This window comes from Streptomyces sp. 35G-GA-8 (genome assembly GCF_023534745.1).
Classification (GTDB): domain Bacteria; phylum Actinomycetota; class Actinomycetes; order Streptomycetales; family Streptomycetaceae; genus Streptomyces.
Genome location: NZ_JAMHJQ010000006.1, coordinates 346590 through 370499 on the forward strand (window position 1 = coordinate 346590; position 23910 = coordinate 370499).

Sequence of the window (23910 nt, forward strand, 5' to 3'; positions counted from 1 at the left end):
GCTCGTAAGCGGGTGTGCGCTCGGATAATCCCGCCGCGTGGGGCGGCGCGGGGCCACAGGCCCGCGCCGCGACAGCGGCTCGCCGGACCGCGGGTCCTGGTGGGAGCCACGCTGGACGCCCGTCCCGGCGCCACCGCAGGCTCTCCACCCATGAAGGATCTGCTTCATCCGGCATGCAGGACCCTAAGGATCTGATCCCTTGTACGCAATAGCTCCAGAGAAATGCACCTTTTGTCACGTTAAGTGGGTGCTGTGGAAGTGGATTGAATAAATTTCTGCCTCACTCTTCTCAACGTGTAACGCCGGTGTCATAGTTGCCCTCGCCAATGAACATGATTAATCCGAGCATGCATCAGGGGGATGACTCAGTGGGAGCTTCAGCGCAGGTGTCCGGCGACGGAAATGACGACGCGTCAAGCCGCTACCGGCCCGGTTACGAACTGGTCGCCGAGCAGCTGCTCAACTACATCGCCGAGCAGAACCTGCGGGCCGGGGACCGGCTGCCCACCGAACAGGGTCTGGCCCAGATTCTGGGCGCCTCCCGCAATGTCACCCGCGAGGCGGTGAAGGTCCTGTCCGCCATCGGCCGGCTCAGTGTGCGGCGCGGCGCGGGAATCTTCGTCGCCGACTCGGCCGGCGGGCTGGTGGACGACCAGCTCTCGCACTTCCGGCCGACGAGCATGGAAGACGTCCTGATGCTCCTGGACTACCGGACGGTCATCGAGTCGGAGACAGCACGCCGTGCCGCCTCCCTCGCGACGCCGATCGAGGTCCGCACCATCCGGGAGTGTGCCGAGACCTCACGCGTGGCGGCCAGAGCGAACGACGGTTACGGCTTCGCCGAGGCCGACACGGCGTTCCACGACGCGGTGGGCGCCGCCGCGCACAATGTGTTTCTGAGGTCGAGCGTCGCCGGCGTACGGCGCCTGGCGTCACAGTCCGATGTCCTGCTGTTCCACGGGGACGCGCCCGGGTCACTGGAAGTGGCGGCAGGACAGCACCTTGCCATAGCTGAGGCGGTCGCCGCGGGGGAGGCCGATCTCGCAGCGGAGCTGATGGTGGCGCACATCGCCACCACCCAGAGCCAGTTCGAACGAAAGATCCGTGACCGGCTGTTCAACCAGGACAGCCGCGGCGCCTCCGGTACGCCGGTGCGGCCGTCGAGGAGGACCGGTGCCGCGGGCGAGCCGCGGTCACCGGAGACGTCCGCCTCGTAGAGCCGCATCGTGCCCTCCCGGCTTGTGAACCAGGTGTCCCCGCCCTCACGAGCCACCCAACGCCGGAGGACCCGGAGGACGACCGGGTCTCCCCAGATGTCACCTCATTCAGGCGATTGGATTTCCGTGTCCGCACCATCTGCTCGTGAACGTATACGCGTGCCGCTCCGAAGAATGCTGGTAGCCGCACTGTCCCTGGCCGCGGCGACGGCTCCGCTGGCCGCCGCGCCGGCCCAGGCGGCCTCGCCGAAGGGCCTGAACGTCTATGTCTCGCCGACCGGCAAGGACTCCGGAACCGGCACCGCCGCGCATCCCTTCAGGACGCTGGAACACGCGCGGGACTATGTGCGTGAGGCCAAGAAGAGGGTCAGCGGCGATGTCCATGTGCTGCTGAAGTCCGGCACGTACCAGCTGAGCCGCACATTCAGCCTCACCGCTCGGGACTCGGGCAAGGACGGCTCCCGTGTCATCTACGAAGCGGCCCCCGGCGCCAAGCCCGTCATCAGCGGAGGCAAACGGATCACCGGCTGGACCCCGGCCGACTCGACGGGCAAGGTCTACAAGGCCAAGGTGGGAGACCTCGTCACCCGCCAGCTGTACGTGAACGGCGAGCTGGAGACCCGCGCGCGCAGCGCGAAGAACCCGTCCGGCTTCAGTAAGACGTCCACCGGCTACACCTTCACCGACACCGGCATCAGCGGCTACCAGCGTCCCCAGGACCTGGAAGTCGTGAGCAGCTGGGGCTGGAAGCTCCAGCGCTGCGGAGTGCGGTCCATCTCCGGCAACACGATGACGATGGAGCAGCCCTGCTGGCACAACGCCAACCTTCAGCAGGGCCAGGAGATCCAGAATCCGACCTGGCTGGAGAACGCCCGCGAGCTGCTGGACACCCCGGGTGAGTGGTACCTGGACGAGGGCAAGGGCGAGATCTACTACATGCCCAAGGACGGTCAGAACCTGTCGACGGCGACCGTCACGGTGCCGGTCGTGCAGGATCTGGTCGACCTGAACGGCACCCGGGCCAAGCCCGTCACCGAAGTGTCCTTCGAAGGCATCACCTTCTCCTACTCCACCTGGCTCGCCCCGAGTTCGCCCGACGGTCTCATCGAGGGCCAGGCAGGCTTCCGGATGGTCGGCGAGGACAACCCCGACTTCAACTCCACCCGTCTGGAGTGGCAGAAGACGCCCGGGGCCGTCAATGTGAGCTACGGCCACGACGTCAGCTTCGAGGGCAACACCTTCACCCGTCTCGGCGCGGTCGGGCTGAACCTGAACACCGGCACGCAGGGCACCGACATCACGGGCAACGTCTTCCGGCAGATCGCCGCCACCGGCATCCAGATCGGCGGCGTCGAGGTGATTGACGCCCATCCCGATGACCCGCGGGACATCACCAAGGACACCATGGTGGACAACAACGTCGTCACCAAGGTCGCCGACCAGTACAACGGCTCGCTGGGCATCCTGGCCGGCTACACCGACCACACGGTGATCACCCACAACAAGGTGTACGACCTGCCCTACAGCGGTATCTCCGTGGGCTGGGGCTGGGGCCTGACCGACGCGGGCGGGGACACCAACTACCCGGACGACAACTTGGGCGTACCGGTCTGGGACACTCCCACAACCAGCCGGGACAACATCGTCACCGACAATGAGATTTACGACATCATGAAGTCGCAGGCAGACGGTGGCGCTGTCTACACCCTCAGCGCCAACCCCGGCGGCACGGTGTCCGGCAACTACATACACGGCGTTCCGACGCACGCCTACGGTGCGGTCTACCACGACGAGGGCAGCCGCTACTGGCGGAACACGGGCAACGCCTTCTGCGACGTGGCGTACCAGTGGCTGCTGTTGAACCACGGCATGGACATCAACGCCACTGGCAACTTCACCACCCAGCCCGCTTTCACCACCCAGTTCAACAGCACGAACAGCAACATCAGCGGCAATGTCACCGTCGACTCCTGCGCCCAGCTCCCGGCCTCGATCGTGAACAACGCCGGCCTCCAGCCGGCCTACCGTCACCTCGACCCGGATCCGGCCGACACCGACACCAAGGCGCCCACCGCACCCGGCAGCCCGGCCGCGACCACCGACTTTCCGACGGTGGCGGACCTCAACTGGGCGGCGTCCAGCGACAACACGGGCGTGACGGGCTACTCCGTCTACCGTGACGGCACGCTCGTCAGCGCCACCGGCAAGACCTCGGTGCGGCTCTCCGGCCTGACCGCCGGCCAGACCTACAGTTTGAGGATCACCGCCCGTGACGCGGCCGGCAATGAGTCCGCCCCGAGCGCGGAACTGAAGATCACCATGCCGTCCGGCAACGACCTGGCGCTGCGGAAGCCGGTGACCGCGTCGTCGGACTCGGAGGAGAACTTCCCCGGGAAGGCGGTGGACGGTGACCTGTCCACCCGCTGGGCCCAGGGCCTCGGCCTGCCCGACCCGTCCTGGATCCAGGTGGACCTCGGTGCCCAGTACGACGTGAACGGCGCGATCACCACCTTCGAGAAGAGCAGCGGCTACAAGTACCGCGTCGAGGTGTCCTCGGACGAGGTCCACTGGGAGACGCTGGCGGACCACACCTCCGCGAACACCACGGCGATGACCGACTACACACACACCGACGTGCCGGTCACCGGCCGCTTCGTACGGCTGACGGTCACCGGCTCCAGCGGCAATGGCGGAAGCATCTTCGACTTCCAGGTGTACGGCAAGGCCGCGGCGCCCAGTTCGGACCACACGGCCCCCTCGGCCCCCGGAAAGCCCGACGTCAAGCCGCTGCTGCCCAGCCTGGTGGATCTCAACTGGCCGGCCTCGGCCGACGACACCGCGGTGACCGGCTACGCCGTGTACCAGGACGGCAAGCGGATCGCCGTCACCGACGCCACGACCCTGCGGGTCTCCGGTCTGACCCCCGACACGGAGTACTCCTTCACGGTCGTGGCCCGGGACGCCGTACTGAACGCCTCCGAGCCCAGCGAGGCGGCCGTCGTCACCACGCCGGCCGACCACGACCTGGCGCTGCGGAAGCCGGTGACCGCGTCGTCGGACTCGGAGGAGAACTTCCCCGGGAAGGCGGTGGACGGTGACCTGTCCACCCGCTGGGCCCAGGGCCTCGGCCTGCCCGACCCGTCCTGGATCCAGGTGGACCTCGGTGCCCAGTACGACGTGAACGGCGCGATCACCACCTTCGAGAAGAGCAGCGGCTACAAGTACCGCGTCGAGGTGTCCTCGGACGAGGTCCACTGGGAGACGCTGGCGGACCACACCTCCGCGAACACCACGGCGATGACCGACTACACACACACCGACGTGCCGGTCACCGGCCGCTTCGTACGGCTGACGGTCACCGGCTCCAGCGGCAATGGCGGAAGCATCTTCGACTTCCAGGTGTACGGCAAGGCCGCGGCGCCCAGTTCGGACCACACGGCCCCCTCGGCCCCCGGAAAGCCCGACGTCAAGCCGCTGCTGCCCAGCCTGGTGGATCTCAACTGGCCGGCCTCGGCCGACGACACCGCGGTGACCGGCTACGCCGTGTACCAGGACGGCAAGCGGATCGCCGTCACCGACGCCACGACCCTGCGGGTCTCCGGTCTGACCCCCGACACGGAGTACTCCTTCACGGTCGTGGCCCGGGACGCCGTACTGAACGCCTCCGAGCCCAGCGAGGCGGCCGTCGTCACCACGCCGGCCGACCACGACCTGGCGCTGCGGAAGCCGGTGACCGCGTCGTCGGACTCGGAGGAGAACTTCCCCGGGAAGGCGGTGGACGGTGACCTGTCCACCCGCTGGGCCCAGGGCCTCGGCCTGCCCGACCCGTCCTGGATCCAGGTGGACCTGGGCAAGGACACCAGCGTCTCCAGCGTGGTGACCACCTTCGAGAAGTCCGGCGGCTACCGGTACCGCCTGGAGTACTCGACCGACGGCGCGACGTGGTCGACGCTCGACGACCACACCTCCGAGAACACCGCCTCGGCGGCCAACTACTCCTTCACCGACGAGCCCGTCACCGCCCGCTACCTGCGGCTGACCGTCACCGGATCCAGCGGCAACGGCGGCAGTGTCTACGAGATCCAGGTGTACGGCGAGTTCTGACCGTACGCGCCCCTCCGGGGGCGCCACGTTCCCCACAGAAACGAAAGCCAGGATGAAGATCACCCATGTCGAAGTACACCGGATCGATGTTCCGGCGGCCAGCCCGCCCTTCCGCTGGAGGGACGGGCTGAGCGGAAGCGCTCCGGTGGGCGACGGCGCGGTCCTGCGCATCGGCACCGACGAGGGAGCCGAGGGGGTGGCCCTGTTCGCCCGGCCGGGAGCCTTCACCACCCTGCGGGACCTGGTCGATCTGGTCTTCCGTGACGAGCTGGTCGGGGCCGACCCGTTCCAGCGGGAGTGGCTGTGGCACCGGGTGTGGGAGCTGGACCGTATCCACGAACTCCCGCTCCCCACCCTGGGCCTCATCGACACCGCCCTGTGGGACCTGGCCGGCCGGTACCACGGCCAGCCGGTCTGGCGCCTGCTCGGCGGCTTCCGGGAGGCGATCCCCGCGTACGCCTCCACCTCGACGTTCTCCAGCACCGCGGAGTTCCTCGACGTGGCGGACCAGTGCCTTGAACTGGGCTACCGCGGTATCAAGCTGCACGCCTGGGGCGACGCCCGCCGGGACGCCGAGCTCTGTCTGGCGCTGCGTGACCACGTCGGTCCGTCGGTCCCCCTCATGTACGACGGATCGGCCGGATTCGACCTGCCCGACGCGATCCGCCTGGGGCGGGCGCTCTCGGAGGCCGACTACCTCTGGTACGAGGAGCCGATGCGCGAGTTCAGCATCTCCGCGTACCAGCGGCTGGCGGCGGCCGTGGACGTACCGCTGCTGGTGGCCGAGACCTCCGACGGAGCCCATATGAACTCCGCGGACTTCATCAGGGCCGGCGCCGCCACCTTCGGTGTACGGGCCGGCACCACCCTCCGCGGCGGGATCACCGGAGCCATGCGCACGGCGCACCTCGCCGACGCCTACCGGCTCCGTGTCGAGGTGCACGGTTCGGACATCCCCAACCACCACCTGTGCATGGCCATCTCCAACACCACCTACTACGAGTCCCTGGTGACCGCGGCGAAGGCCGTCCGCGAGCGCCATGTGGACGACCAGGGCCTGGTGCACGCCCCCACAGGGCCAGGCATTTCCCTCCCGCTCGACTTCGGCTACGGCAGCGAACTGCTGCCGTTCGTCGAGCAGCCGCGCTGACCGGCCGGTGGCGGTCCCTCCCCCCATAGGGACCGCCACCGAAGCCGGCGCCCCTCACCAGGCGCGTTACCCGTCCCATGCAAGAAACCAGAAAGGCAAGACCATGAGGTCTTCCGGATCTCCGAGAGCCGGCTCTTCGACAGACGGCTCCTCGGTAATCGGCTCTCCGACGGCCGGCCGACGACGCACCGTTCTGCGCACCGCGGCCGCCGCGCTCTCCCTGGCTGCGGCGGCCGTACTGACCGGCTGCGCCAGCGCCGACACCTCCACCGACTCCTCTCCCTCGGCGGCGGCCTTCGAGCCGGCCACGCAGAAGGAGGGCTCGCAGATCACGGTCTGGGCGGACTCGACCCGGCTGCCGTCGGTGGAGGCGTACCAGAAGGCGCACCCGGACGTGAGGATGAACATCGTCACGTACGACGGAGGCGCCGACGGCTCCACATATCTCCAGTCGAAGGTGCAGCTCTTCGACCGGACCGGCAGCGGCTGGCCGGACGTGGTGTTCGGCTCACCCACCGACGTGACCTGGGCGTCCGAGCCCACGACGCCCGACGCACAGCCCTTCGCCGCGCCCCTGGACAGCGACCTCGTACCGCAGAGCACGCTGGACGGCTTCGCCAAGGGCTCACTCGCCCCCTGCGAGTTCAACGGTCACACCTACTGCCTGCGCAACGACATCGCGCAGGTGGTCCTCTGGTACAACAAGGACCTCATGGACAAGTGGGGCTACGACGTTCCCGCCACCTGGGAGCAGTACGCGGCCCTGGGGAAGCGGGTCGCCAAGGACCACCCCGGATATCTCGTCGGATCGGTCGGCGACACCAACTCCCATGAGTCATACCTCTGGGCCGGCCAGTGCCCCGCGTTCGAACTGACGAAGCCGGACACCCTGCGCACCGACCTCCGGGACCCGAACTGCACCAGGATGGCGAGCCTGCTGGACGGGCTGATCGACGCCAAGGCCGTCACCACCAAGGGCTTCTTCAGCCAGGGCTTCGCCAAGGACAGCGGCGGCAAGGTCCTGATGGCGTACGGCCCGTCCTGGTACGGCCAGTACCTGTTCAAGACCGCCTTCAAGACCCCGGCCAAGCAGATCGCCGCGGCGGCCCCGCTGAAGTGGGACGACGAGACCACGACCGCGACCGGCAACGTCGGCGGCGGCGTGTGGATGGTGTCCTCGCACAGCTCCAACCTCAAGGCGTCCACGGACCTGGTCACCTGGCTGACCACCTCCAACGAGAACCAGGCGTCCGCGCCCACCTACCCGGCCTACACCAAGGCCGCCGAAGCCTGGCTGGCCAACCCGGCCAACAGCGACTACTTCGCCAACGACATCAGCAAGCCCTTCAAGGAGGCCGCCGGCCAGGTGTGGACCGGCTGGTCGAACACCAGGTTCTCGGACGCCACCGCCTGGTCCAGCGTCGTACTGCCCGCCCTGACCGCGGGCAAGAGCCTGACCTCGACGCTGGAGGCCTGGCAGAAGGAGATCAGTAACGAGGCGAAGGCCGAGGGATACCAGGTGGTCAACGAATGACACTGCTGGAGACCGAGCGTGTCGCCGTCTCCCCCCTCCGCCGCGGCGCCGAGCCGCGGCGGAGGGGCCCCGGCCTCACGGGCTACCTCTTCGTCGCCGGCTACGTGCTCCTGCTGCTCGCCTTCGGCGTCTTCCCCACCTGCTACTCGTTCTACCTGGCGCTCACCAACGACCAGGGTCAGTTCACCGGGCTCAACCAGTTCGTGAAGGTCGCCCAGGACTACCGCTTCGTCCCGGCCTTCACCCACATGCTGATCTACCTGGTCATGTGGCTGGTTGTGCTGGTCGTGCTGGTCGTGCTGGTCGCGGTGGTCCTGCGCAGCCGGGTGCGGCCCGGGACCTCGGCGGTGTTCCGCTTCCTGTACTACATTCCCGGCGCCCTCGCCGGGGTCGCCAGCGTGCTGGTGTGGCTGTTCATGCTGGACCCGGACGTCAGCCCGGTGTCCTGGCTGCTCAACAGCATGGGAATGCACAGCTTCGCGGCCGTACTCACGCCCGGCAACCTGCCGTTGATCCTCATGCTGATCGCCTTCTGGACCGGCGCCGGCGGCTGGATGGTCGTGATGTACGGGGCGCTGAACAACATCCCGGACGAGGTGCTGGAAGCCGCGCGGATGGACGGCGCGGGGCCCTGGCGCACCGCCTGGCACATCCAGATTCCGATGATCCGGCAGTGGATCGTGTACATGACGATCATGGCGTTCGCAACCGGCACCCAGCTGTTCGTCGAGCCCCAACTGCTCCAGACGGCCAGTCTCGGCCGGGTGAGCCCCACCTGGTCGCCCAACCAGCTGGCCTTCGTCTACGCCTTCCAGCAGGGCGACTTCAACGGCGCCGCCGCTATCTCCGTCTTCCTGCTGGTGCTGGGACTCATAGCCGCCGGACTTCTGGTCGCCCGCTCGAACCTGTTCAAGTTGGATGAGAAATGACGCAATCCACTCTCTCCTCGACGGTGACGGGCCGGCGTCTTCAGCCCTCCCGGGCCGTCTCCTTCCTGATCGTGGGCCTCCTGCTGGCCCTGCTGCTGGTGTTCTTCGTCCTGCCGGTGATCTGGCTGCTGCTCGCACCGTCGAAGACCGCGGGCCAGGTGGTGCGGGACAACCCGCTCTCCTTCGGGTCGTTCCAGCAGATCGGTGCCGCCTGGCAGCACCTGTTCGCCTTCCAGGACGGCGCGATGGTCACCTGGCTGCGCAACTCGGCGATCTACTCAGGGGGTTCGCTGATCCTGACCCTGGCCGTCAGTGTCCCGGCCGGCTACGCGCTGGCCCTGACGAAGTTCCGGGGCCGCAAGACGCTGCTGACCATCACCCTGGTCACCATGATCATGCCGCAGGCCACCCTGGTGCTGCCGGTCTTCCTGGAACTCAACAAATTCCATCTGATCGGCACCGTCTGGTCCGTGATCCTGCCCTTCTCCTTCTATCCGTTCGGCGTGTACCTGGTCTACATCTACTTCGGGAGCAGCCTGCCCAGGGACCTGCTGTCGGCCGCGCGGATCGACGGCTGCAACGAATGGCAGCTCTTCACCCTCATCGCGCTGCCGCTGGCCAAGCCGGTGGTCGGACTGGTCGCGTTCTTCAGCTTCGTCGGCAACTGGAACAACTTCTTCCTGCCGTACCTCGTCCTGCCGAACAGCGAGCAGTTCCCCGTCCAGGTGGGCCTCAACCAACTGCTGACCTCCACCCCGTCGTTCAACCCGGTGGCCGGCGCGGGTCTCAACATCACCATCCCGGAACTGGCCCTGGCGATCGTCGTCGCTATCCTGCCCGTGCTGGTGCTCTTCCTCTTCTCGCAGCGCACGCTGGTGTCCGGCATGCTCGCGGGCGCGACCAAGGAATGAGCGCCATGCGCGTCGCGCTCTTCCCCACCTGCGTCAACGACGCCGTCCATCCGGCGACGGCGATCGCCACCGTCACCGTCCTCGAACGGCTCGGCGTCGAGGTGGACTTCCCGTACGAGCAGACCTGCTGCGGCCAGCCCCAGTTCAACACCGGCTACCGCCGGGATACCGAGCCGCTCGTGCGCCGCATGGCGAAGGCCTTCGACGGATACGACCACGTGGTGGCCCCCTCGGGATCCTGTGTGGCCATGGTCCGCGACAACTATCCCCGCCTCGGCGCGCGGGCCTCCGCGGAAGGGCGCGGCAACGGACTTGCCGATCAGGCCAGTTCGCTGGCCGGCCGGGTCCATGAGTTCACCGAGTTCCTGGTCGACGTGCTGGGGGTGACCGATGTCGGCGCGTACTTCCCGTACACCGTCACCTACCATCCGTCCTGCCACGGGCTGCGCGTGCTCGGACTGGGCGACCGGCCCCGGCGGTTGCTGGAGGCCGTCGAGGGCCTGGAACTGATCGAACTCCCCGGCGCGGATCAGTGCTGTGGCTTCGGCGGCACCTTCGCGGTGAAGAACCCCGATGTCTCGGCTGCCATGGGCGCCGACAAGATCCGCAACGCCGAGGGCACCGGCGCCCGCGTGCTGTGCGGCGCGGACAACTCCTGCCTCCTGCACCTGGACGGGATGCTGCGCCGTCACGGCAGCGATCTCCGCCCGCTGCACCTCGCCGAAATCCTCGCCTCCACCCGGACGGAACCCTTGAGATGACCGACACGTACCTCCGAACGAAAGCTCTGCGATGACCGGTACCTACCTGGGGTTCCCGGCCTTCCCCCGCGCGGCGGCCGACGCCACCCGGGACACCGGGCTGCGGGCGAACCTGACCCGAGCCACCGGTACGATCCGCGGCAAGCGCGAGCGGGCCGTCGCCGAGCTGGACGACTGGGCGGAGCTGCGCGCCGCCGGGGCCGCGATCAAGGACAGGACGCTGCGGCATCTGGACCACTACCTGGAGCAGTTGGAGGACACGGTCACCCGGGCCGGCGGTGTGGTGCACTGGGCGACCGATGCCGCCGAGGCCAACCGGATCGTCGCCGACCTGGTCAAAGCCACCGGTGAGACCGAAGTCGTGAAGGTCAAATCCATGGCCACACAGGAGATCGGCCTCAACGAAGCCCTTGCCGCCGAAGGCATCACCGCCTACGAGACCGACCTCGCCGAACTCATCGTGCAACTGGGCGACGACCTTCCCTCCCACATCCTCGTGCCGGCGATCCACAAGAACCGCGCGGAGATCCGGGACATCTTCGGCGAGACCATGGGCAGTTGGGGCCGCCCGGCGCCCGAGGGACTGACCGACGATCCCGCCGAACTGGCCGAGGCCGCCCGCCTGCACCTGCGTGAGAAGTTCCTGCGGGCCAAAGTGGCAGTCTCCGGCGGCAACTTCATGGTCGCCGAGACCGGAACCCTCGTCGTGGTCGAGTCGGAGGGCAACGGCCGGATGTGCCTGACCCTGCCCGAAACGCTGATCTCCGTGGTCGGCATCGAGAAGGTCGTGCCCACCTGGCATGACCTGGAAGTCTTCCTGCAGACCCTCCCCCGCTCCTCCACCGCCGAGCGGATGAACCCGTACACCTCGATGTGGACCGGCATCACCGATGGCGACGGGCCCAGCGCTTTCCACCTGGTCCTGCTCGACAACGGCCGCACCGGCACCCTGGCCGACACCACAGGCCGCCAGGCGCTGCGCTGCATCCGCTGCTCGGCCTGCCTCAACGTCTGCCCGGTCTACGAACGCGCCGGCGGCCACGCCTACGGCTCCCCGTACCCCGGTCCCATCGGCGCCATCCTCACCCCGCAACTCCGCGGCACCGCAACCGAACTGGACGCCTCCCTGCCGTACGCCTCCTCGCTGTGCGGCGCCTGCTACGAGGTCTGCCCGGTCGCCATCGACATCCCCGAGGTGCTCGTCCGCCTCCGCGAGCGGGTGGCTGTACAGGGCGGTGCGGGCCACCGGCTGGAGAAGGTGGCTGTACGCGCGGCGGGCTGGGTTCTCGACCGTCCCGCGGTCCTCGCCGCGGCCGAGCGAGCGGCCTCCCGTACGCGACGGCTGCATCCCCGGCGCCTGCCCGGACCCGGCAGCGGAGCCTGGAGCGAGTTCCGCGATCTGCCCCGGATGCCGGCGGCGTCCTTCCGCGACTGGTGGCGCGCCAACCGAACAACCGAGGAGGGCCCATGAGCAGCCGGGACATAGTGCTCGGCCGTATCCGCGCCGCCCTGAGCGACGTCCCCGGCGAGGAGCGGCCGGAGGATGTCCCCGTGCCCCGTGAATACTGGGCAGCTCACGCGCCGGACGATCCCGGCGGACTGCTGGATCTGCTCCAGGACCGGCTCGCCGAGTACCGCGCCACTGTGCACCGGTGTGACGCCGCCGCGCTGCCGGAGACAGTGGCCGCCGTACTGGCCCGGCGGGGCGCACGGACCGTCGTCGTCCCCGAGGGACTGCCGGCCCAGTGGCTCACCGCTTTCGCGGCCACCCGTCTCGGCGACACCCCGCCGCTGAGCCCGCAGGCCTGCGACACGGCGGACAGCGTGGTGACCTCGTGCGCACTGGCCATCGCCGAAACCGGCACGATCGTGCTGGACGGCGGGTCGGGACAGGGCCGCCGGGCGCTGAGCCTGATCCCCGACCACCACCTGTGCGTGGTGCGCGCGCCGGAGCAGGTCGTGGCCTCGGTACCGGCCGCCGTCGCGCGGCTGGCACCGACCCGCCCGCTCACCTGGATCTCCGGCCCCTCGGCCACCAGCGACATCGAACTCGAACGCGTCGAGGGCGTCCACGGCCCCCGTACGCTGGACGTCGTCCTCGTGCGGGGCTGAGCCGTGACGGTGACGCGCGCCCTTTCTCGACGACACCTGGAGCAGCCATGACATCCGTGCCCGGCCGCATCACCTGGCCACCCCCGGAGCTCGCCGTCCCACCGGTACAGCTGCCACCGACCGCTCCCGTCACCGGCGCCGACGGCGTCCGACGGTACGACCAGCTGAGCTACGCCACCAACTCCGGTTACCGGCCACGCCTGCTCGACCTTTCCGTACCCCTGACCGCCGAACCCGCGGCCCTGGTGGTGTGGATTCACGGCGGCGCCTGGATGGAGGGCGACCGGCGCCACCCACCGCCGACCGTCAGCGCCGACCTCCTGTTCGGCTCCCTGCTACGGGCAGGCCTGGCCGTCGCCACCATCGACTACCGCCACGCGCGCGAAGCCGCGTTCCCCGCCCAACTGCACGACGTCAAGGCAGCCATCCGCTACCTGCGCCACTACGCCGGGCCGCTCGGGATCGACGGGAAGCGGATCGGCGTGTGGGGCGAGTCGGCCGGCGGTCACCTGGCCGCGCTGGCCGGGTTGACCGGGCCGACCGGCGGGGCTCAGCCCTCGCACGAAGACACGGACCTTGAGGGCACGGAGGGAGTCAGAGAGGGCGACAGCGCGGTCGCGGCTGTCGTGGACTGGTACGGGATCACCGACGTGGGCGCGCTGGTGCCTGACCGGCCCGGTCCCGGCGACCCCATCGTGACTCTTCTGGGCGGCAACCCGGCGGACAGGACCCGCCTCGCCGCGGCGGCCAGCCCCGTCAGCTACGGGGGATCCCCGGCGCCGCCCTTCCTGCTGGTCCACGGGACCCACGACACGCTCGTGCCCTTCGAACACAGTGAGCGCCTGGCCCAACTCCTGAGGGCCGCCGGCAACCAGGCGGAGGTCCTTGCCGTACCGGGCGCCGAGCACATCTTCCTCAACGCCGATGTCACCCCCCTCGTCGCACGCAGTGTCGCCTTCCTGGCCCACCACCTGAGCCCGTGAAGCGCCGTCGCGAGGGCCTGGGCGAGTCCACCAGGTCGGCCGCGGCAACGAACGACCTGGGGAGCAATGGGGCTCGACGACGCGGTGGCCGTGCTGGACGACGTTCCTCCTCCCGAGCCCTACGGCCACTGGACACGCAGATCCTGTAGCCGGGCGACGGTCGCCGGTCCGTCGCCGGGCCAGGCCGGCACCCAGTTTCCGGCGGGGTCCGGGCGCCCTGTCCAAGTCAGGTCAGTGGGCTCCCACAGGAAGTCCTCGGGTGCGAGCCGCTCCAGGTGGTCCTCGCGTCCGTCACCGGTCCGGCGTGGCGCTCCCACGGAACGGCGGAGTGTCCTCTTCGCGGTTGTCTTCCAGTGTTCTTCCCGAGCATCCGGGCCCTGACCTGCCCGATCGCGCTGAACGACGGAGGGCCTCGTGGACGGCCGAGCTTCGCGGAGGCTCGTCGCGGGCTCCCGAGTCAGGGCGCGGGGGGTCGTCGCTCGGCAGGGGAGAGCAGCAGTACTTCCAGCGCCCGCGCGCAGGACCGCGCCTGCGCCAGGAACCATGCGGTCCGCTCGTCGGTGATCACGGACGGGGTGGCCCGCACCGCGAGAGCGAAGCGTGAGTATCCCGCACCGTCCAGCACCGGGACCGCCAGCGTCCGCACACCGTAGGCCGACTCGCCGTCGTTGAGCGCGTAGGAGTTCGCCCGTACCCGGGTCAGCTCCGACTTCAGAGTGTCGGTGTCGACGATGGTGCGGTCGGTAAAGGCGGGCAGCGGTGGCAGTGAGGACGGTCCGCCTTCGCCCGGACGTGCCCAGGCCAGGAGCACCTTGCCCAGTGCCGTGGAGTGCAGCGGCCTGCGAAGACCCATCCTCGGGGTGACCGAGCCGCCCGCCACGATGACCGCGTACGGACCGCTGCGCAGGGCCAGGTCGGCGGTGGCGCCCGTGCGCTCGGCCAGGTCGGTCAGCTCGGGAGTGGCCAGATGCAGTCCCCGCTGGTGGTACGAGAGCCGGCCGAGCTCGGTCACCGCGGGCCCGAGCCGGTGACAGGAGGTACGGGCGTCCTGCTCCAGGAAGCCCGCGCCCAGCAGCGTACGGGCCAGCCGGTGGGCCGTGGACACCGAGAGTCCCAACCGCCGCGCCAGATCCGACGCGCTGAGGTCCGGCCCGTTGTCGTGGAAGCAGTGCAGGACGTCCAGGGCTCGCCGGACCGCCTGGGTACCGCCCGGAGCGCGCGTCGTCGCGGCCTCGGTCATGTTCGGATCACTCTCAGCTCATCGCAAACGGGGGGGATCGACATCGCCACATCGTGGCAGCGAAGCGGGGCGGCAAGCACCTCAGGAAACATTCCCTTCATATTCGATCCCACATGATGGGAAGCCATTTGTGATCGAGTGCGTCTCCGTGGCACGCTCCCACCGCTACCACCGACGAGCCGAAGGGAGCAGGGCCATGACTGTTCGCCGTACCGCGACGCCGGCCTCCGCGGCCGTCCCGGTTCTGCTCACACTCACGCTGCGCCGTCATATCGACCTGGCGCGCGTCTCCAGCGCCACCTGTCGCTGACTCACCCGCGCGACCTCGCGCCCACGCTTTCGCACCCCTCGGTGCCTTCCGCGCTCACACTCTGCCCCGAAGCGGTCTCCCACCCTGGCCTCTGCGGAGGCTCGGCCATACGCGGGGCCCCGCCCCGCCGCCCCTCCGCTTCCTCTTGGAGGACTTCATGACGCATGCCGCCGTTCTGCCCAGGACACTCTGGTTCACCCGCTGTCCCGTACCGACCGCCACCGGCATCGCCGCCGACCGCGGTTGGCTCGCCGACGAGTTCGCCCTCGACGGCATCACCGTGCGTTCCCTCCAGGACGCCGCCCCCGACGCGGACCGGTCCGCCCACTTCACCCACGAACTGCCTGGACTGTTCCGGGAGGGAGGCAACGTACCCGCGCTGTGGGCCCGTTCCCGAGGGGCGCGGACCCGGCTGATCGGACTGACCTGGATCGAGGAGCGCCAGACCGTGCTCGTCGCGCCAGGCTCCGGTATCCGGGACGCGGGGGCGCTGCGTGGCCGACGGCTCGCCCTCCCCGTCCACTCCATCGCCATCGATTTCTGGCGGGCCATGGCGGTACGCGGCTTCGAAGGCGCGCTCGCCTCCGCGGGACTCGGCCTCGACGACGCTGTACTCGTCGATGTGCCGGCCGACGGATACGACGGGCAGTGGGCCGCCGAACTCGCGGCCCTGCGCCGGGGGGACGTCGACGCCGTGTACGTGAAGGGTGCGCTCGCCGTCGAGGCGGCCCGGCGGGCCGGAGTGGAGATCGCCATCGAACTGGACGAGCTGCCCGACACCCGATTCCGCGTCAACAACGGCACTCCGCGCCCCATCACCGTCCGCCAGGACCTGCTGGACGACCACCCCGACCTCGTGGACCGCTTCCTCTCCGTCCTGCTCAGGGCGGCCGACTGGGCCGCCGGACAGCCCGCGGAGGTCGCCCGTGTCCTCGGTGCCGAGACAGGTGCCGGTGCCGAGGGGGTCGCCGGCGCCTACCGGTCCGGAACACACCTCGCCCTCCACCCCGACCTGTCCGCCGGGCGCCTCGCCCTGCTCGCCGGACAGGAGGCCGCCCTGCGCGTCCACGGCTTCCTGCCCGAGGCCGTGGACGTCACCACCTGGACCGATCCCGAGCCACTGCGCCGCGCCGCCGCCCTCGTGCGTCGGCAGTCGGCCGGCTCCTCCGCTCCCTGAACCCCGAGGCCTCACGATCATGAACTCCAAGCGACCACTGCGTACGCCCGTATCCCTCGTACTCCTCACCACGACCGCACTCGTGGCCGTCACCGCCTGCGGTGCCTCGCAGTCCGACAGCGACGCTGCCGGCTCCACCGGTGGCAGGACCGTCGCCATCCGTATCCCCGATCCCGGCAACTCCGGCGTCCTCGCCCTCGGCAAGAAGGACGGCAGCCTCGACAAGGCCCTCGCGAAGGCCGGCGCCAAGGTGGAATGGACCGGCAGCGCCGGCCCCTTCGCCCCTGCCTCCCAGGCGCTGAACGCCGACCAGCTCGACATCGCGACCGGTTCCATCACCTCCGGCATCACCGCCCTCTCCCAGAGCCCCGGCTTCAAGTTCTTCACTGCCGTGTCCCCCGACCCCGTGGGGGAAGGCATCCTCGTCCGCGAAGGCTCCGGGATCGAGGACGTCCACGACCTGATCGGCAAGAAGGTCGCGGTCAACAAGGGCGGCACCGGCGAATATCTGTTGCTCAAGGCTCTGGCCAAGGCGAACATCCCGGCTGACAAGGTCGAGCGCGTCTATCTGCCCGCCGACCAGACCGCCGCGGTCTTCAACGCCGGCAAGGTCGACGCCTGGGCCGTCTGGTCCACCTACGCGGTGGCCGAGATCGGTAGCGGCAAGGCACACTTCGTGGCCGACGGCACGGCCATCGGCTCCGACAACTACAGCCTCACCGCTGTCCGTACGGGTTTCGCCGAAAAGCACCCCGAGATCATCAAGGCGCTCTACAGCTACCTCCACGAGGGCAGCGCCAAGGAGAAGAAGGACCCGGCGGCCTACCTCAACGTCTTCACCGACGTCGGCCCGACCGCCGTCACCGGCAAGGCCAAGGAGGTCCAGGCCGACTTCCTCGCACAGGGCGGCACGGTCGACCCGATCGGTCCCGAAGACATCAAACGCTTCGAAGCCGTCGCCGCGTTCTACACCGAACAGAAGGTCACCCAGAAGACGGTGGACGTGGCGGCACACATCATCGACATCGAGAAGCCGACATGAGTACCGCCACCGCCGAAGCCGCGGCCACCCTCGTCACTCCCCGGCCCCAGCTCCCCAAGGCGCGCGGTCGCGGCTACGCCATGACGGTGCGCGCTCTGGGCCCGCTGATCCTGCTCGCTCTGTGGTGGCTGGCCTCAGCGACCGGCGTACTGACCGACGACGTGCTGGCCTCACCCGCCGAAGTAGTGCGGGCGACCGGTGAGTTGTGGGGCAACGGGCAGCTGCCCGACGCCCTCGCCACCTCTCTCACCCGTTCCGGTATCGGCCTGCTCATCGGACTCGCCGCCGGACTGAGCCTCGGTATCGTCACCGGATTCACCCGGCTCGGGGACGAACTCCTCGACTCCTCGCTGCAGACCCTGCGCACCATCCCGTTCCTCTCCCTCGTACCCCTGTTCATGGTCTGGTTCGGCATCAACGAGACCGCCAAGGTCCTGCTCATCGCCGTCGCCACCACCTTCCCGATGTATGTCTCGACCACCGCCGGCGTACGCAACACCGACCCCAAACTCATCGAGGCCATGCGCAGTTTCGGGATGAGCCGCGTCGGCATCATCCGCGAGGTCGTCCTCCCCGCCGCCCTGCCGTCCCTCCTGGCCGGGCTGCGCCTGTCGATGACTCTCAGCGTCATCGCCCTCATCGCCGCCGAGGAGATCAACGCGACCGCGGGCATCGGCTATCTGATGTCGCAGGCCCAGAGCTACGCCCGCACCGACATCCTCGCCCTCTGCATTCTCATCTACGGGCTCCTCGGCCTGACCGCGGACATCCTTGTCCGGCTCCTGGAGCGGGTCCTGATGCCCTGGCGAAGCCCGCGGGGAGGCACCCGGTGACCGGCCAGGAAACCACCGCCCCGGCGGTACGAGTCCGGGATCTGCGCCGTGTCTTCGGCACCCGCGCCGTCCTCGACGGCCTGCGTCTGGACATCGCCCGCGGCGAATTCGTCGCACTGCTCGGCGCCAGCGGCAGCGGCAAGACGACCCTTCTGCGCATCCTGGGCGCACTGGACTCCACCGACGGGGGAGAAGTCCTGGTTCCCCGGGCCCGGACCGTCGTCTTCCAGGAACCCCGCCTCGTACCCTCCAAGAAGGTCCTCGCCAACGTGACCGTCGCCCTGCCGCGGAACCGTTCGGAGGATGGACTGAGGGCCCTCGCCGAAGTCGGCCTGGAGCGCCACGCCCAGGCGTGGCCCGTCACCCTCTCCGGCGGCGAGGCTCAACGCGTCGCTCTTGCCCGCGCCTTGGTCAGGGAACCCGAACTGCTTCTGCTGGATGAGCCGTTCGCCGCCCTCGACGCGTTGACCCGGCTGAAGATGCAGGACCTGGTCGGTGAACTGTGCCGTAAGCACCGGCCCGCCGTCCTGCTCGTCACCCACGATGTCGACGAGGCCGTGCGGCTCGCCGACCGTGTCGCCGTCCTGCGCGACGGACAGCTGGTGACCGACGAGGAAGTCACCGTCGACCGGCCGCGCGAGCCGGGCGACCCCGCTTTCGCCGCTCTGCGCAGGCGTCTGCTCCATGATCTCGGGGTCGAGACGACCGCGCGCCCCGCGCCCACCCCCGAACGTACCGGAATCGGAGTGATCTGAATGACCATCACCATTGGTGTGCACAGCAGCAACCCGTCCCTCTACTACCTGTACCATCTTTCCCGCCTCGGCTTCGCCCGGGAAGAGCTGGCCCCGCTCGGCGAGAGCGTCTCCTTTCACCCGTACACCAACGGCGTCCGCACCGGTGAACTCCTCACCGAGGGCACCATCGACTTCGGCGGCACCGGCTCCACCCCGCCCGTGACCGCCCAGGCCGCCGGCCACGACCTCGTCTACACAGCGGTCTCCGCACCACGCCCCGAACACGGTGCGCTTCTCGTGCCCGTCGACAGCCCGGTCCGTACCGTCGCCGACCTCAAGGGCACCACCGTCCACCTGGCGATCGGGTCCTGGCAGACCCACCTGGTCGCCAAGGCCCTTGACTCCGCGGGCCTTTCCTATGCCACCGACATCGCTCCGGTACGCGGCACCGGTGACAGCGAACGGCTCCTGCGCGGCGGAGCCGTCGCCGCCTGGGTCGCGCAAGGGCCCCAACTCGCCGCCGCCCTGCGCACCGGCGGACTGCGCCCGCTCGTCCGCACGAGCGACGTCATCACCGACCGGTCCGTCTTCTTCACCCGACGCGAACTCGCCGAGACACGCCCCGAGATCATCGACGCCCTCACCCGTGCGCTCCAGCGCGCCGACGACTGGGCAGCCGCCCACCCCCGGCAGGCCGCCGAGATCGCCGCCGCGGACCTGGGCGGCAGCGCCGACGACTGGGAGACCGCGCTGCGTGCCCTGCCCTGGCGGATCGAAGCGGTGAGCGCGGAGTTCCTCGCCGAACAGCAGGAGGCCGCCGACATCTTTCACCGCGTCGGCTTCATCGGCCGCCCGGTCACCACCTCGCAGGCCGTCGCCCGCGCATCCGCTCAGAAAGTGTCCTGACACCATGGCGACCGAAGTCCTCTGGTACATCATCCCGCGCGAAGGCGCCTATCCCTGGGAAACCGAAGGGCGCAGAACCGTCGATCTCGGGTATCTCACCAGGCTCGCGGGAACGGTCGAGCAACTCGGCTACAGCGGGGCGCTGCTCGCCACCGACCTGTACGACGTGTGGCCGCTCGGCAGCGCCCTGGCAGCCGCCACCACCCGGTTCAAGCCTCTGCTCGCCGTCCACCCCGGCCTGATATCGCCCACACTGCTGGCCAAGATGGCCCTCAGCTTCGACACACTCTTCGGTGGCCGACTGCGCTTCAATGTCGTCAACGGCTCGACGAAGTCGCTCCAGGAGTACGGACTCCACGTCGAGCACGACGAACGGTACGAACTGAGCGCCGAGTACTGGTCGATCGTGAAGCGGCTCACGGCGGGCGAAGTCTTCGACCACAAGGGCCGGTTCTACGACCTGAAGAACGCGGGCGCTTCGTTCCGCGAGCTGAAGCCCGTCCAGGACCCCCATGTCCCACTCTGGTTCGGCGGCTCCTCACCGCCCGGCATCGAGATGGCGGCAGAACACGTCGACGTGTTCCTCACCTGGGGCGAGCCCCCACATCTGCTGAAGGAGAAGCTGGAGCGGGTCAGAGCACGGGCCGCGGCGTACGGCCGTACGCTCCGCATCGGTCTGCGCCTCCACATCATCGTCCGGGACACCGAGAACGAGGCATGGGCGGCGGCCGACCGGCTCCTCGACGTCACCAGCCGGGCCACCTACGCGAGGCAACTGGGGGACCGGGTTGGCGAGGATGGGGTCGGGTGGCAGCGACAGTTCCGTCAGCACGGCGGTAAAGTGCCCGCGCGCGCACGCGATCTGGAGGTACACCCCAACATGTGGCCCGGCATGAGCCTGTTCCGGCCCGGCCCCGGCACGGCCGTCGTGGGCTCGACCGCCCAGGTCGTCGACCGGCTCAAGGAGTTCGAGAGCCTGGGGGTCGACACCTTCATCCTCTCCGGCAACCCCCTGCTGGAGGAGGCCTACCGGGTCGCCGAGACGGTGCTTCCGGCGCTAGGCGCGCGCCCCTGAGCACAATGGGCCGGGCTCCGGCTCGACTTCTCCGACGCGGCCACTCCCCGCCAGGGGGCATCCGCCGCCAGAGCCAGTACGTCCACAACGAGATCACCAAAGCCCTGGCAGACAGCGGCGTCGCCGACCCCGGCCCCTATCTCCTCAACGGGCAGGCGCCCGCCGCGAACCCCTCCTACCAGGAACTCGCGGCACAGGTCGAGCACCACTTCCGCAGCGACAGCACCTTCGGCCGAGGCGTGCCTCAACGCCTCGGCCTGGGTGCTGGAACGCCGACTTCCACCCGGCCGGCAGCCCACTCCCGCACAACCGCGCGGCGCGGTGCGCTACTTCCTTGCCGAACTTCCACTGTTCCTGGACACCCCGCAGATCGTCGGCACGGCCGCCTCGGTGTTCTGCTACCCCGAGGTCCCCCAGGTGCCGGCCGACCTGTACCACCACCAGACGGCCCTGCGTCCGGCCCCCAATCAGGGCTTCTGCCGCCTGCGCACCACCTCGGGAATCCAGCAGCCCAACGTCCATGTGCCGGGCATCGTGCAGCGACGATGACGGAGAGTGCGGCGCCGACCAGGGAAAGCGCGACCGCGGAAGCACCCAGGGAGGCCAGGCGAGAACGGCGAGGCCGGGCCACGACGGGGACGCGCTGGTGACGTGTACAAGCAGTCGGCCACCGGGGGCGAGCTGCTCGACGAGCGCCGCCGGCACGCGCCTCATCGCGTACGACACGAAGATGCGGTCGAACTCCCGCCCCGGGACACCTTGTTCGCCTGAGCCGCACACAACCTGCGGCCAGAAGCCGAGTTCGGCCAGCCGGACCGCTGCCGCGTCGGTGAGGTGCCGGTCCCGGTCGAGGGTGATTACCCCTTGGTCGCCGCAGACTTGGCAGGCCACTGCGGCGGTTACCCCCGCGCCCGTCCCAACGTCCAGCACCCGCAGACCCGGGCGCAGATCGAGTTCCCCCAGTAGCGAGGCGGTCAGGCTCATCACCGTCGACATCGACGTGATCGACGCTCCCGACCGCGCCCCGCGCACCCGGCCCAGCAGCGGCTCCCCGTCGTGCTGGACGAGCACACTGGCCCCGCCGTACAGCAGCCCGAGCAGTTCGGGCCGGTCCTGCGGCGCCGACCAGTCCAGCAGATCCCACCGCGGCGGCTCCTCGCCCGGGGTGCTGCGCCGCACATACGCCTGTGGCATCAGCACCTCGCGGGGCAGCGCCAACAGAGCGTCGCGCACTGGCCCGGGCCGTAGCCCATGCTTCTTCTCCAGCTCGGCGACCATCGCCGCGCACGCGGCGGGCGGGTCCACCGCCGCAGACGAAGGCGGGTTGGTGTTGGCCGGCCGCCGTCCTGCCGGCCCTGGTGTCCGGCCGCACCGGGCTGGGCCCGGGGCCGGAGTCGTCATCGCCTGTCCCACCCCGTCTGTGAGTACAAGCGCCCGGCGAGCACTTCCTCGATCGCCTGACGGGTGTAGGGAACGACGGCGGCCGGGAGATTCTTCGGGTTCCACCAACGCCATTCCACGCACCGGTCGGGCTCCAGGACGGCCGGGGTGCCGGACCAGGTGCGGGCCCGCAGGACGAGGCCGATCCGCGGGCGGGCGGACGGCGAGTCCACGACGTGGACGAGGTGCACGAGCTCGACGTCGCCCGGGTCGATGATCAGCCCGGCCTCCTCCTGGGCTTCCCTGACCAGGCAGCTGACCGCCTCCTCGCGCTCGCAGTGCCCGGCCAGGAAGTGCCAGGTGTTGCCCGCGTACGGCGAGTCGGGGTGGCGCAGGCCGAGGAGGATCCGGCCGTGGGTGTCCTCCAGGTACAGGTGGACACCCACGATGTGGAGCTCGGTCCCCTCCGGCGCCTCGTTGCGCAGCAGGCGGGCGGAGATCGGCGGGGTGCCGGCTGGGGGATGCTCGGCCGCGTGCCGGCGGATGAGGTCACCGAGACCGGGGCTCAGGTTCAGTCGCTCCATCGTGTCCGGGGTGAACCACCGCAGCAGCACACCCTCTTGCAGATCCACCGTCTCCGGGTCACCGCTCCAGCGGGCCTCGAAGACCTGGATCGGCACCGCGAAGCCGTCAACGCTCGTCGCCTCCTCCAGGGCGTACGGCGTCAGACCGTCCAGCTCCAGCCCTGTGGCTTCCTCGGCGAGTTCCCGCCGCAGGGTCGCTTCCAGGCTGATGTCGTCCGGCGTGCGGCCGCCGCCGAGGAGAGCGAACGTGCCGGGGGTCCAGATGCCTTCACGCTGGTCCCGCAGGTGGAGCAGGTATCTGCCGTGACCGTCATGGATCAGAGCGGAGGCGTTGACGGGCTCCGGCCTCCCGCCGAGGCCCTGGTCGCGGGCGTCCATGAGCTTGGTGCGCAAGGTCGGGGAGCGGACATCGGCGAACTTGAGCCACCGGGCGTCGGCGACCTCCTCGTCCTGCGAGGCGAGCCGGGGGTGCCGCTCGGGCACGAGGTAGAAGACGAAGCGGAAGTCGAAGCGCTGGTGCACGCTTTCACCCTTGGCGGGGTTGGCGTCGATGTCATGGACGTCGATGTCGATCGGAGCACCGAGGAACTGCGGAGTCAGGCACAGGTCGCGCGGCCGGAGTCCGGTCTTCTCGCACACTTCGCGCAGCGCCGCGGCCAGGAGCGTCCGGTCACCTTCGACACGGCCGCCCGGGTCGAGGAGCGGCCCTGCGACCCTGTGGCCGATGTGCAGAACGCGTTGTTCACGGCCGATGACCGCTGCGCTGCACGTGACGTGGCCGGAGAGCGTCGCACGGGCCGTGGTGTCGTCGGCGCCGTCCAGGAGGGACATCAGCCCGGCGAGGGATTCCCGTTCGTGCGGATGCCGGGCCAGGTATGCCTCGGCGGTCGTGCGGATGTGGGAGCGGGTGAGCGCCATGCCATCA

General features: G+C 69.4%; 20 protein-coding genes and 1 pseudogene. 18 read left to right on the forward strand and 3 right to left on the reverse strand.

Annotated features, from left to right (window positions below):
* The first annotated feature begins 347 nt into the window (after positions 1–347).
* The 10 genes from M1203_RS15765 (at position 348) to M1203_RS15810 (ending at position 13701) form a co-directional block, all read left to right on the forward strand.
* Positions 348–1217 carry an FCD domain-containing protein gene (locus M1203_RS15765; RefSeq protein WP_283958639.1) on the forward strand — a complete coding sequence of 290 codons (870 nt, stop codon included), beginning with the start codon at positions 348–350 and terminating at the stop codon, positions 1215–1217.
* Between the two features lie 174 nt (positions 1218–1391).
* A complete protein-coding gene (locus M1203_RS15770; protein WP_249950320.1) occupies positions 1392–5321 on the forward strand; it encodes a discoidin domain-containing protein in 3930 nt (1309 codons plus the stop codon).
* A gap of 52 nt (positions 5322–5373) precedes the next feature.
* Entirely contained in the window at positions 5374–6471 is a 1098-nt protein-coding gene (locus M1203_RS15775) for an enolase C-terminal domain-like protein (protein ID WP_249950321.1), read from the forward strand.
* Between the two features lie 103 nt (positions 6472–6574).
* Positions 6575–8005 carry an ABC transporter substrate-binding protein gene (locus M1203_RS15780; RefSeq protein ID WP_249950322.1) on the forward strand — a complete coding sequence of 477 codons (1431 nt, stop codon included), beginning with the start codon at positions 6575–6577 and terminating at the stop codon, positions 8003–8005.
* Positions 8002–8934, forward strand: coding sequence for a carbohydrate ABC transporter permease (locus M1203_RS15785; RefSeq protein ID WP_249950323.1), 933 nt, complete (start codon positions 8002–8004; stop codon positions 8932–8934). Before M1203_RS15780 ends, M1203_RS15785 begins: the two co-directional genes overlap by 4 nt.
* Positions 8931–9845, forward strand: coding sequence for a carbohydrate ABC transporter permease (locus M1203_RS15790; RefSeq protein ID WP_249950324.1), 915 nt, complete (start codon positions 8931–8933; stop codon positions 9843–9845). The genes M1203_RS15785 and M1203_RS15790 overlap by 4 nt, the downstream gene beginning before the upstream one ends.
* A gap of 5 nt (positions 9846–9850) precedes the next feature.
* Positions 9851–10606: a (Fe-S)-binding protein gene (locus M1203_RS15795; RefSeq protein WP_249950325.1), complete on the forward strand. Its 756-nt coding sequence runs from the start codon at positions 9851–9853 to the stop codon at positions 10604–10606.
* 31 nt (positions 10607–10637) lie between these two features.
* Positions 10638–12077 carry a lactate utilization protein B gene (locus M1203_RS15800; protein WP_249950326.1) on the forward strand — a complete coding sequence of 480 codons (1440 nt, stop codon included), beginning with the start codon at positions 10638–10640 and terminating at the stop codon, positions 12075–12077.
* Entirely contained in the window at positions 12074–12718 is a 645-nt protein-coding gene (locus M1203_RS15805) for an LUD domain-containing protein (RefSeq protein ID WP_249950327.1), read from the forward strand. Before M1203_RS15800 ends, M1203_RS15805 begins: the two co-directional genes overlap by 4 nt.
* 47 nt (positions 12719–12765) lie before the next feature.
* Positions 12766–13701 (forward strand): alpha/beta hydrolase, encoded by a 936-nt coding sequence (locus M1203_RS15810; RefSeq protein WP_249950328.1) that lies wholly within the window; start codon positions 12766–12768, stop codon positions 13699–13701.
* A gap of 457 nt (positions 13702–14158) precedes the next feature.
* Here M1203_RS15810 and M1203_RS15815 read toward each other — a convergent pair whose 3' ends face one another.
* Complete coding sequence (locus tag M1203_RS15815; RefSeq protein ID WP_249950329.1) at positions 14159–14941, reverse strand: IclR family transcriptional regulator; 783 nt, start codon at positions 14939–14941, stop codon at positions 14159–14161.
* Between the two features lie 196 nt (positions 14942–15137).
* On the opposite strand from M1203_RS15815, the gene M1203_RS39210 reads away from it, so the two are divergent.
* The 8 genes from M1203_RS39210 (at position 15138) to M1203_RS39215 (ending at position 21570) form a co-directional block, all read left to right on the forward strand.
* Complete coding sequence (locus M1203_RS39210) at positions 15138–15251, forward strand: putative leader peptide (RefSeq protein ID WP_374403068.1); 114 nt, start codon at positions 15138–15140, stop codon at positions 15249–15251.
* A 157-nt stretch (positions 15252–15408) separates the two neighbouring features.
* On the forward strand, positions 15409–16428 hold the full coding sequence (locus M1203_RS15820; protein ID WP_249950330.1) for an ABC transporter substrate-binding protein: 1020 nt from the start codon (positions 15409–15411) through the stop codon (positions 16426–16428).
* A gap of 19 nt (positions 16429–16447) precedes the next feature.
* Entirely contained in the window at positions 16448–17470 is a 1023-nt protein-coding gene (locus M1203_RS15825) for an NrtA/SsuA/CpmA family ABC transporter substrate-binding protein (protein ID WP_249950331.1), read from the forward strand.
* Complete coding sequence (locus M1203_RS15830) at positions 17467–18303, forward strand: ABC transporter permease (RefSeq protein WP_249950332.1); 837 nt, start codon at positions 17467–17469, stop codon at positions 18301–18303. The genes M1203_RS15825 and M1203_RS15830 overlap by 4 nt, the downstream gene beginning before the upstream one ends.
* On the forward strand, positions 18300–19058 hold the full coding sequence (locus tag M1203_RS15835; protein ID WP_249950333.1) for an ABC transporter ATP-binding protein: 759 nt from the start codon (positions 18300–18302) through the stop codon (positions 19056–19058). The genes M1203_RS15830 and M1203_RS15835 overlap by 4 nt, the downstream gene beginning before the upstream one ends.
* Positions 19059–19946, forward strand: coding sequence for an ABC transporter substrate-binding protein (locus tag M1203_RS15840; protein ID WP_249950334.1), 888 nt, complete (start codon positions 19059–19061; stop codon positions 19944–19946).
* A gap of 4 nt (positions 19947–19950) precedes the next feature.
* Positions 19951–21021, forward strand: a complete 1071-nt coding sequence (locus M1203_RS15845; protein WP_249950335.1) for an LLM class flavin-dependent oxidoreductase — start codon at positions 19951–19953, stop codon at positions 21019–21021.
* A gap of 261 nt (positions 21022–21282) precedes the next feature.
* Positions 21283–21570: a tRNA-dependent cyclodipeptide synthase gene (locus tag M1203_RS39215; protein WP_374403073.1), complete on the forward strand. Its 288-nt coding sequence runs from the start codon at positions 21283–21285 to the stop codon at positions 21568–21570.
* Between the two features lie 156 nt (positions 21571–21726).
* Here M1203_RS39215 and M1203_RS39220 read toward each other — a convergent pair.
* Together M1203_RS39220 and M1203_RS15855 are read right to left on the reverse strand one after the other, a co-directional pair.
* Positions 21727–22536: pseudogene (locus M1203_RS39220) on the reverse strand (protein-L-isoaspartate O-methyltransferase); the annotation flags it as partial.
* Entirely contained in the window at positions 22419–23903 is a 1485-nt protein-coding gene (locus M1203_RS15855) for an NUDIX domain-containing protein (RefSeq protein WP_249950337.1), read from the reverse strand. The gene M1203_RS15855 and the pseudogene M1203_RS39220, both read right to left, overlap by 118 nt.
* Positions 23904–23910 lie beyond the last annotated feature (7 nt).

Bases quoted from the DNA above. Each gene is read 5' to 3' on its own strand.
- M1203_RS15795 (WP_249950325.1), top strand. From the start codon at position 9,851: ATGCGCGTCGCGCTCTTCCCCACCTGCGTCAACGACGCCGTCCATCCG.
- M1203_RS15815 (WP_249950329.1), bottom strand. From the start codon at position 14,941: ATGACCGAGGCCGCGACGACGCGCGCTCCGGGCGGTACCCAGGCGGTC.
- M1203_RS15790 (WP_249950324.1), top strand. From the start codon at position 8,931: ATGACGCAATCCACTCTCTCCTCGACGGTGACGGGCCGGCGTCTTCAG.
- M1203_RS15855 (WP_249950337.1), bottom strand. From the start codon at position 23,903: ATGGCGCTCACCCGCTCCCACATCCGCACGACCGCCGAGGCATACCTG.
- M1203_RS15810 (WP_249950328.1), top strand. From the start codon at position 12,766: ATGACATCCGTGCCCGGCCGCATCACCTGGCCACCCCCGGAGCTCGCC.
- M1203_RS15800 (WP_249950326.1), top strand. From the start codon at position 10,638: ATGACCGGTACCTACCTGGGGTTCCCGGCCTTCCCCCGCGCGGCGGCC.
- M1203_RS15830 (WP_249950332.1), top strand. From the start codon at position 17,467: ATGAGTACCGCCACCGCCGAAGCCGCGGCCACCCTCGTCACTCCCCGG.
- M1203_RS15825 (WP_249950331.1), top strand. From the start codon at position 16,448: ATGAACTCCAAGCGACCACTGCGTACGCCCGTATCCCTCGTACTCCTC.
- M1203_RS15845 (WP_249950335.1), top strand. From the start codon at position 19,951: ATGGCGACCGAAGTCCTCTGGTACATCATCCCGCGCGAAGGCGCCTAT.
- M1203_RS15770 (WP_249950320.1), top strand. From the start codon at position 1,392: ATGCTGGTAGCCGCACTGTCCCTGGCCGCGGCGACGGCTCCGCTGGCC.
- M1203_RS39210 (WP_374403068.1), top strand. From the start codon at position 15,138: ATGACTGTTCGCCGTACCGCGACGCCGGCCTCCGCGGCCGTCCCGGTT.
- M1203_RS15820 (WP_249950330.1), top strand. From the start codon at position 15,409: ATGACGCATGCCGCCGTTCTGCCCAGGACACTCTGGTTCACCCGCTGT.
- M1203_RS15840 (WP_249950334.1), top strand. From the start codon at position 19,059: ATGACCATCACCATTGGTGTGCACAGCAGCAACCCGTCCCTCTACTAC.
- M1203_RS15805 (WP_249950327.1), top strand. From the start codon at position 12,074: ATGAGCAGCCGGGACATAGTGCTCGGCCGTATCCGCGCCGCCCTGAGC.
- M1203_RS15785 (WP_249950323.1), top strand. From the start codon at position 8,002: ATGACACTGCTGGAGACCGAGCGTGTCGCCGTCTCCCCCCTCCGCCGC.
- M1203_RS15780 (WP_249950322.1), top strand. From the start codon at position 6,575: ATGAGGTCTTCCGGATCTCCGAGAGCCGGCTCTTCGACAGACGGCTCC.
- M1203_RS15765 (WP_283958639.1), top strand. From the start codon at position 348: ATGCATCAGGGGGATGACTCAGTGGGAGCTTCAGCGCAGGTGTCCGGC.
- M1203_RS15775 (WP_249950321.1), top strand. From the start codon at position 5,374: ATGAAGATCACCCATGTCGAAGTACACCGGATCGATGTTCCGGCGGCC.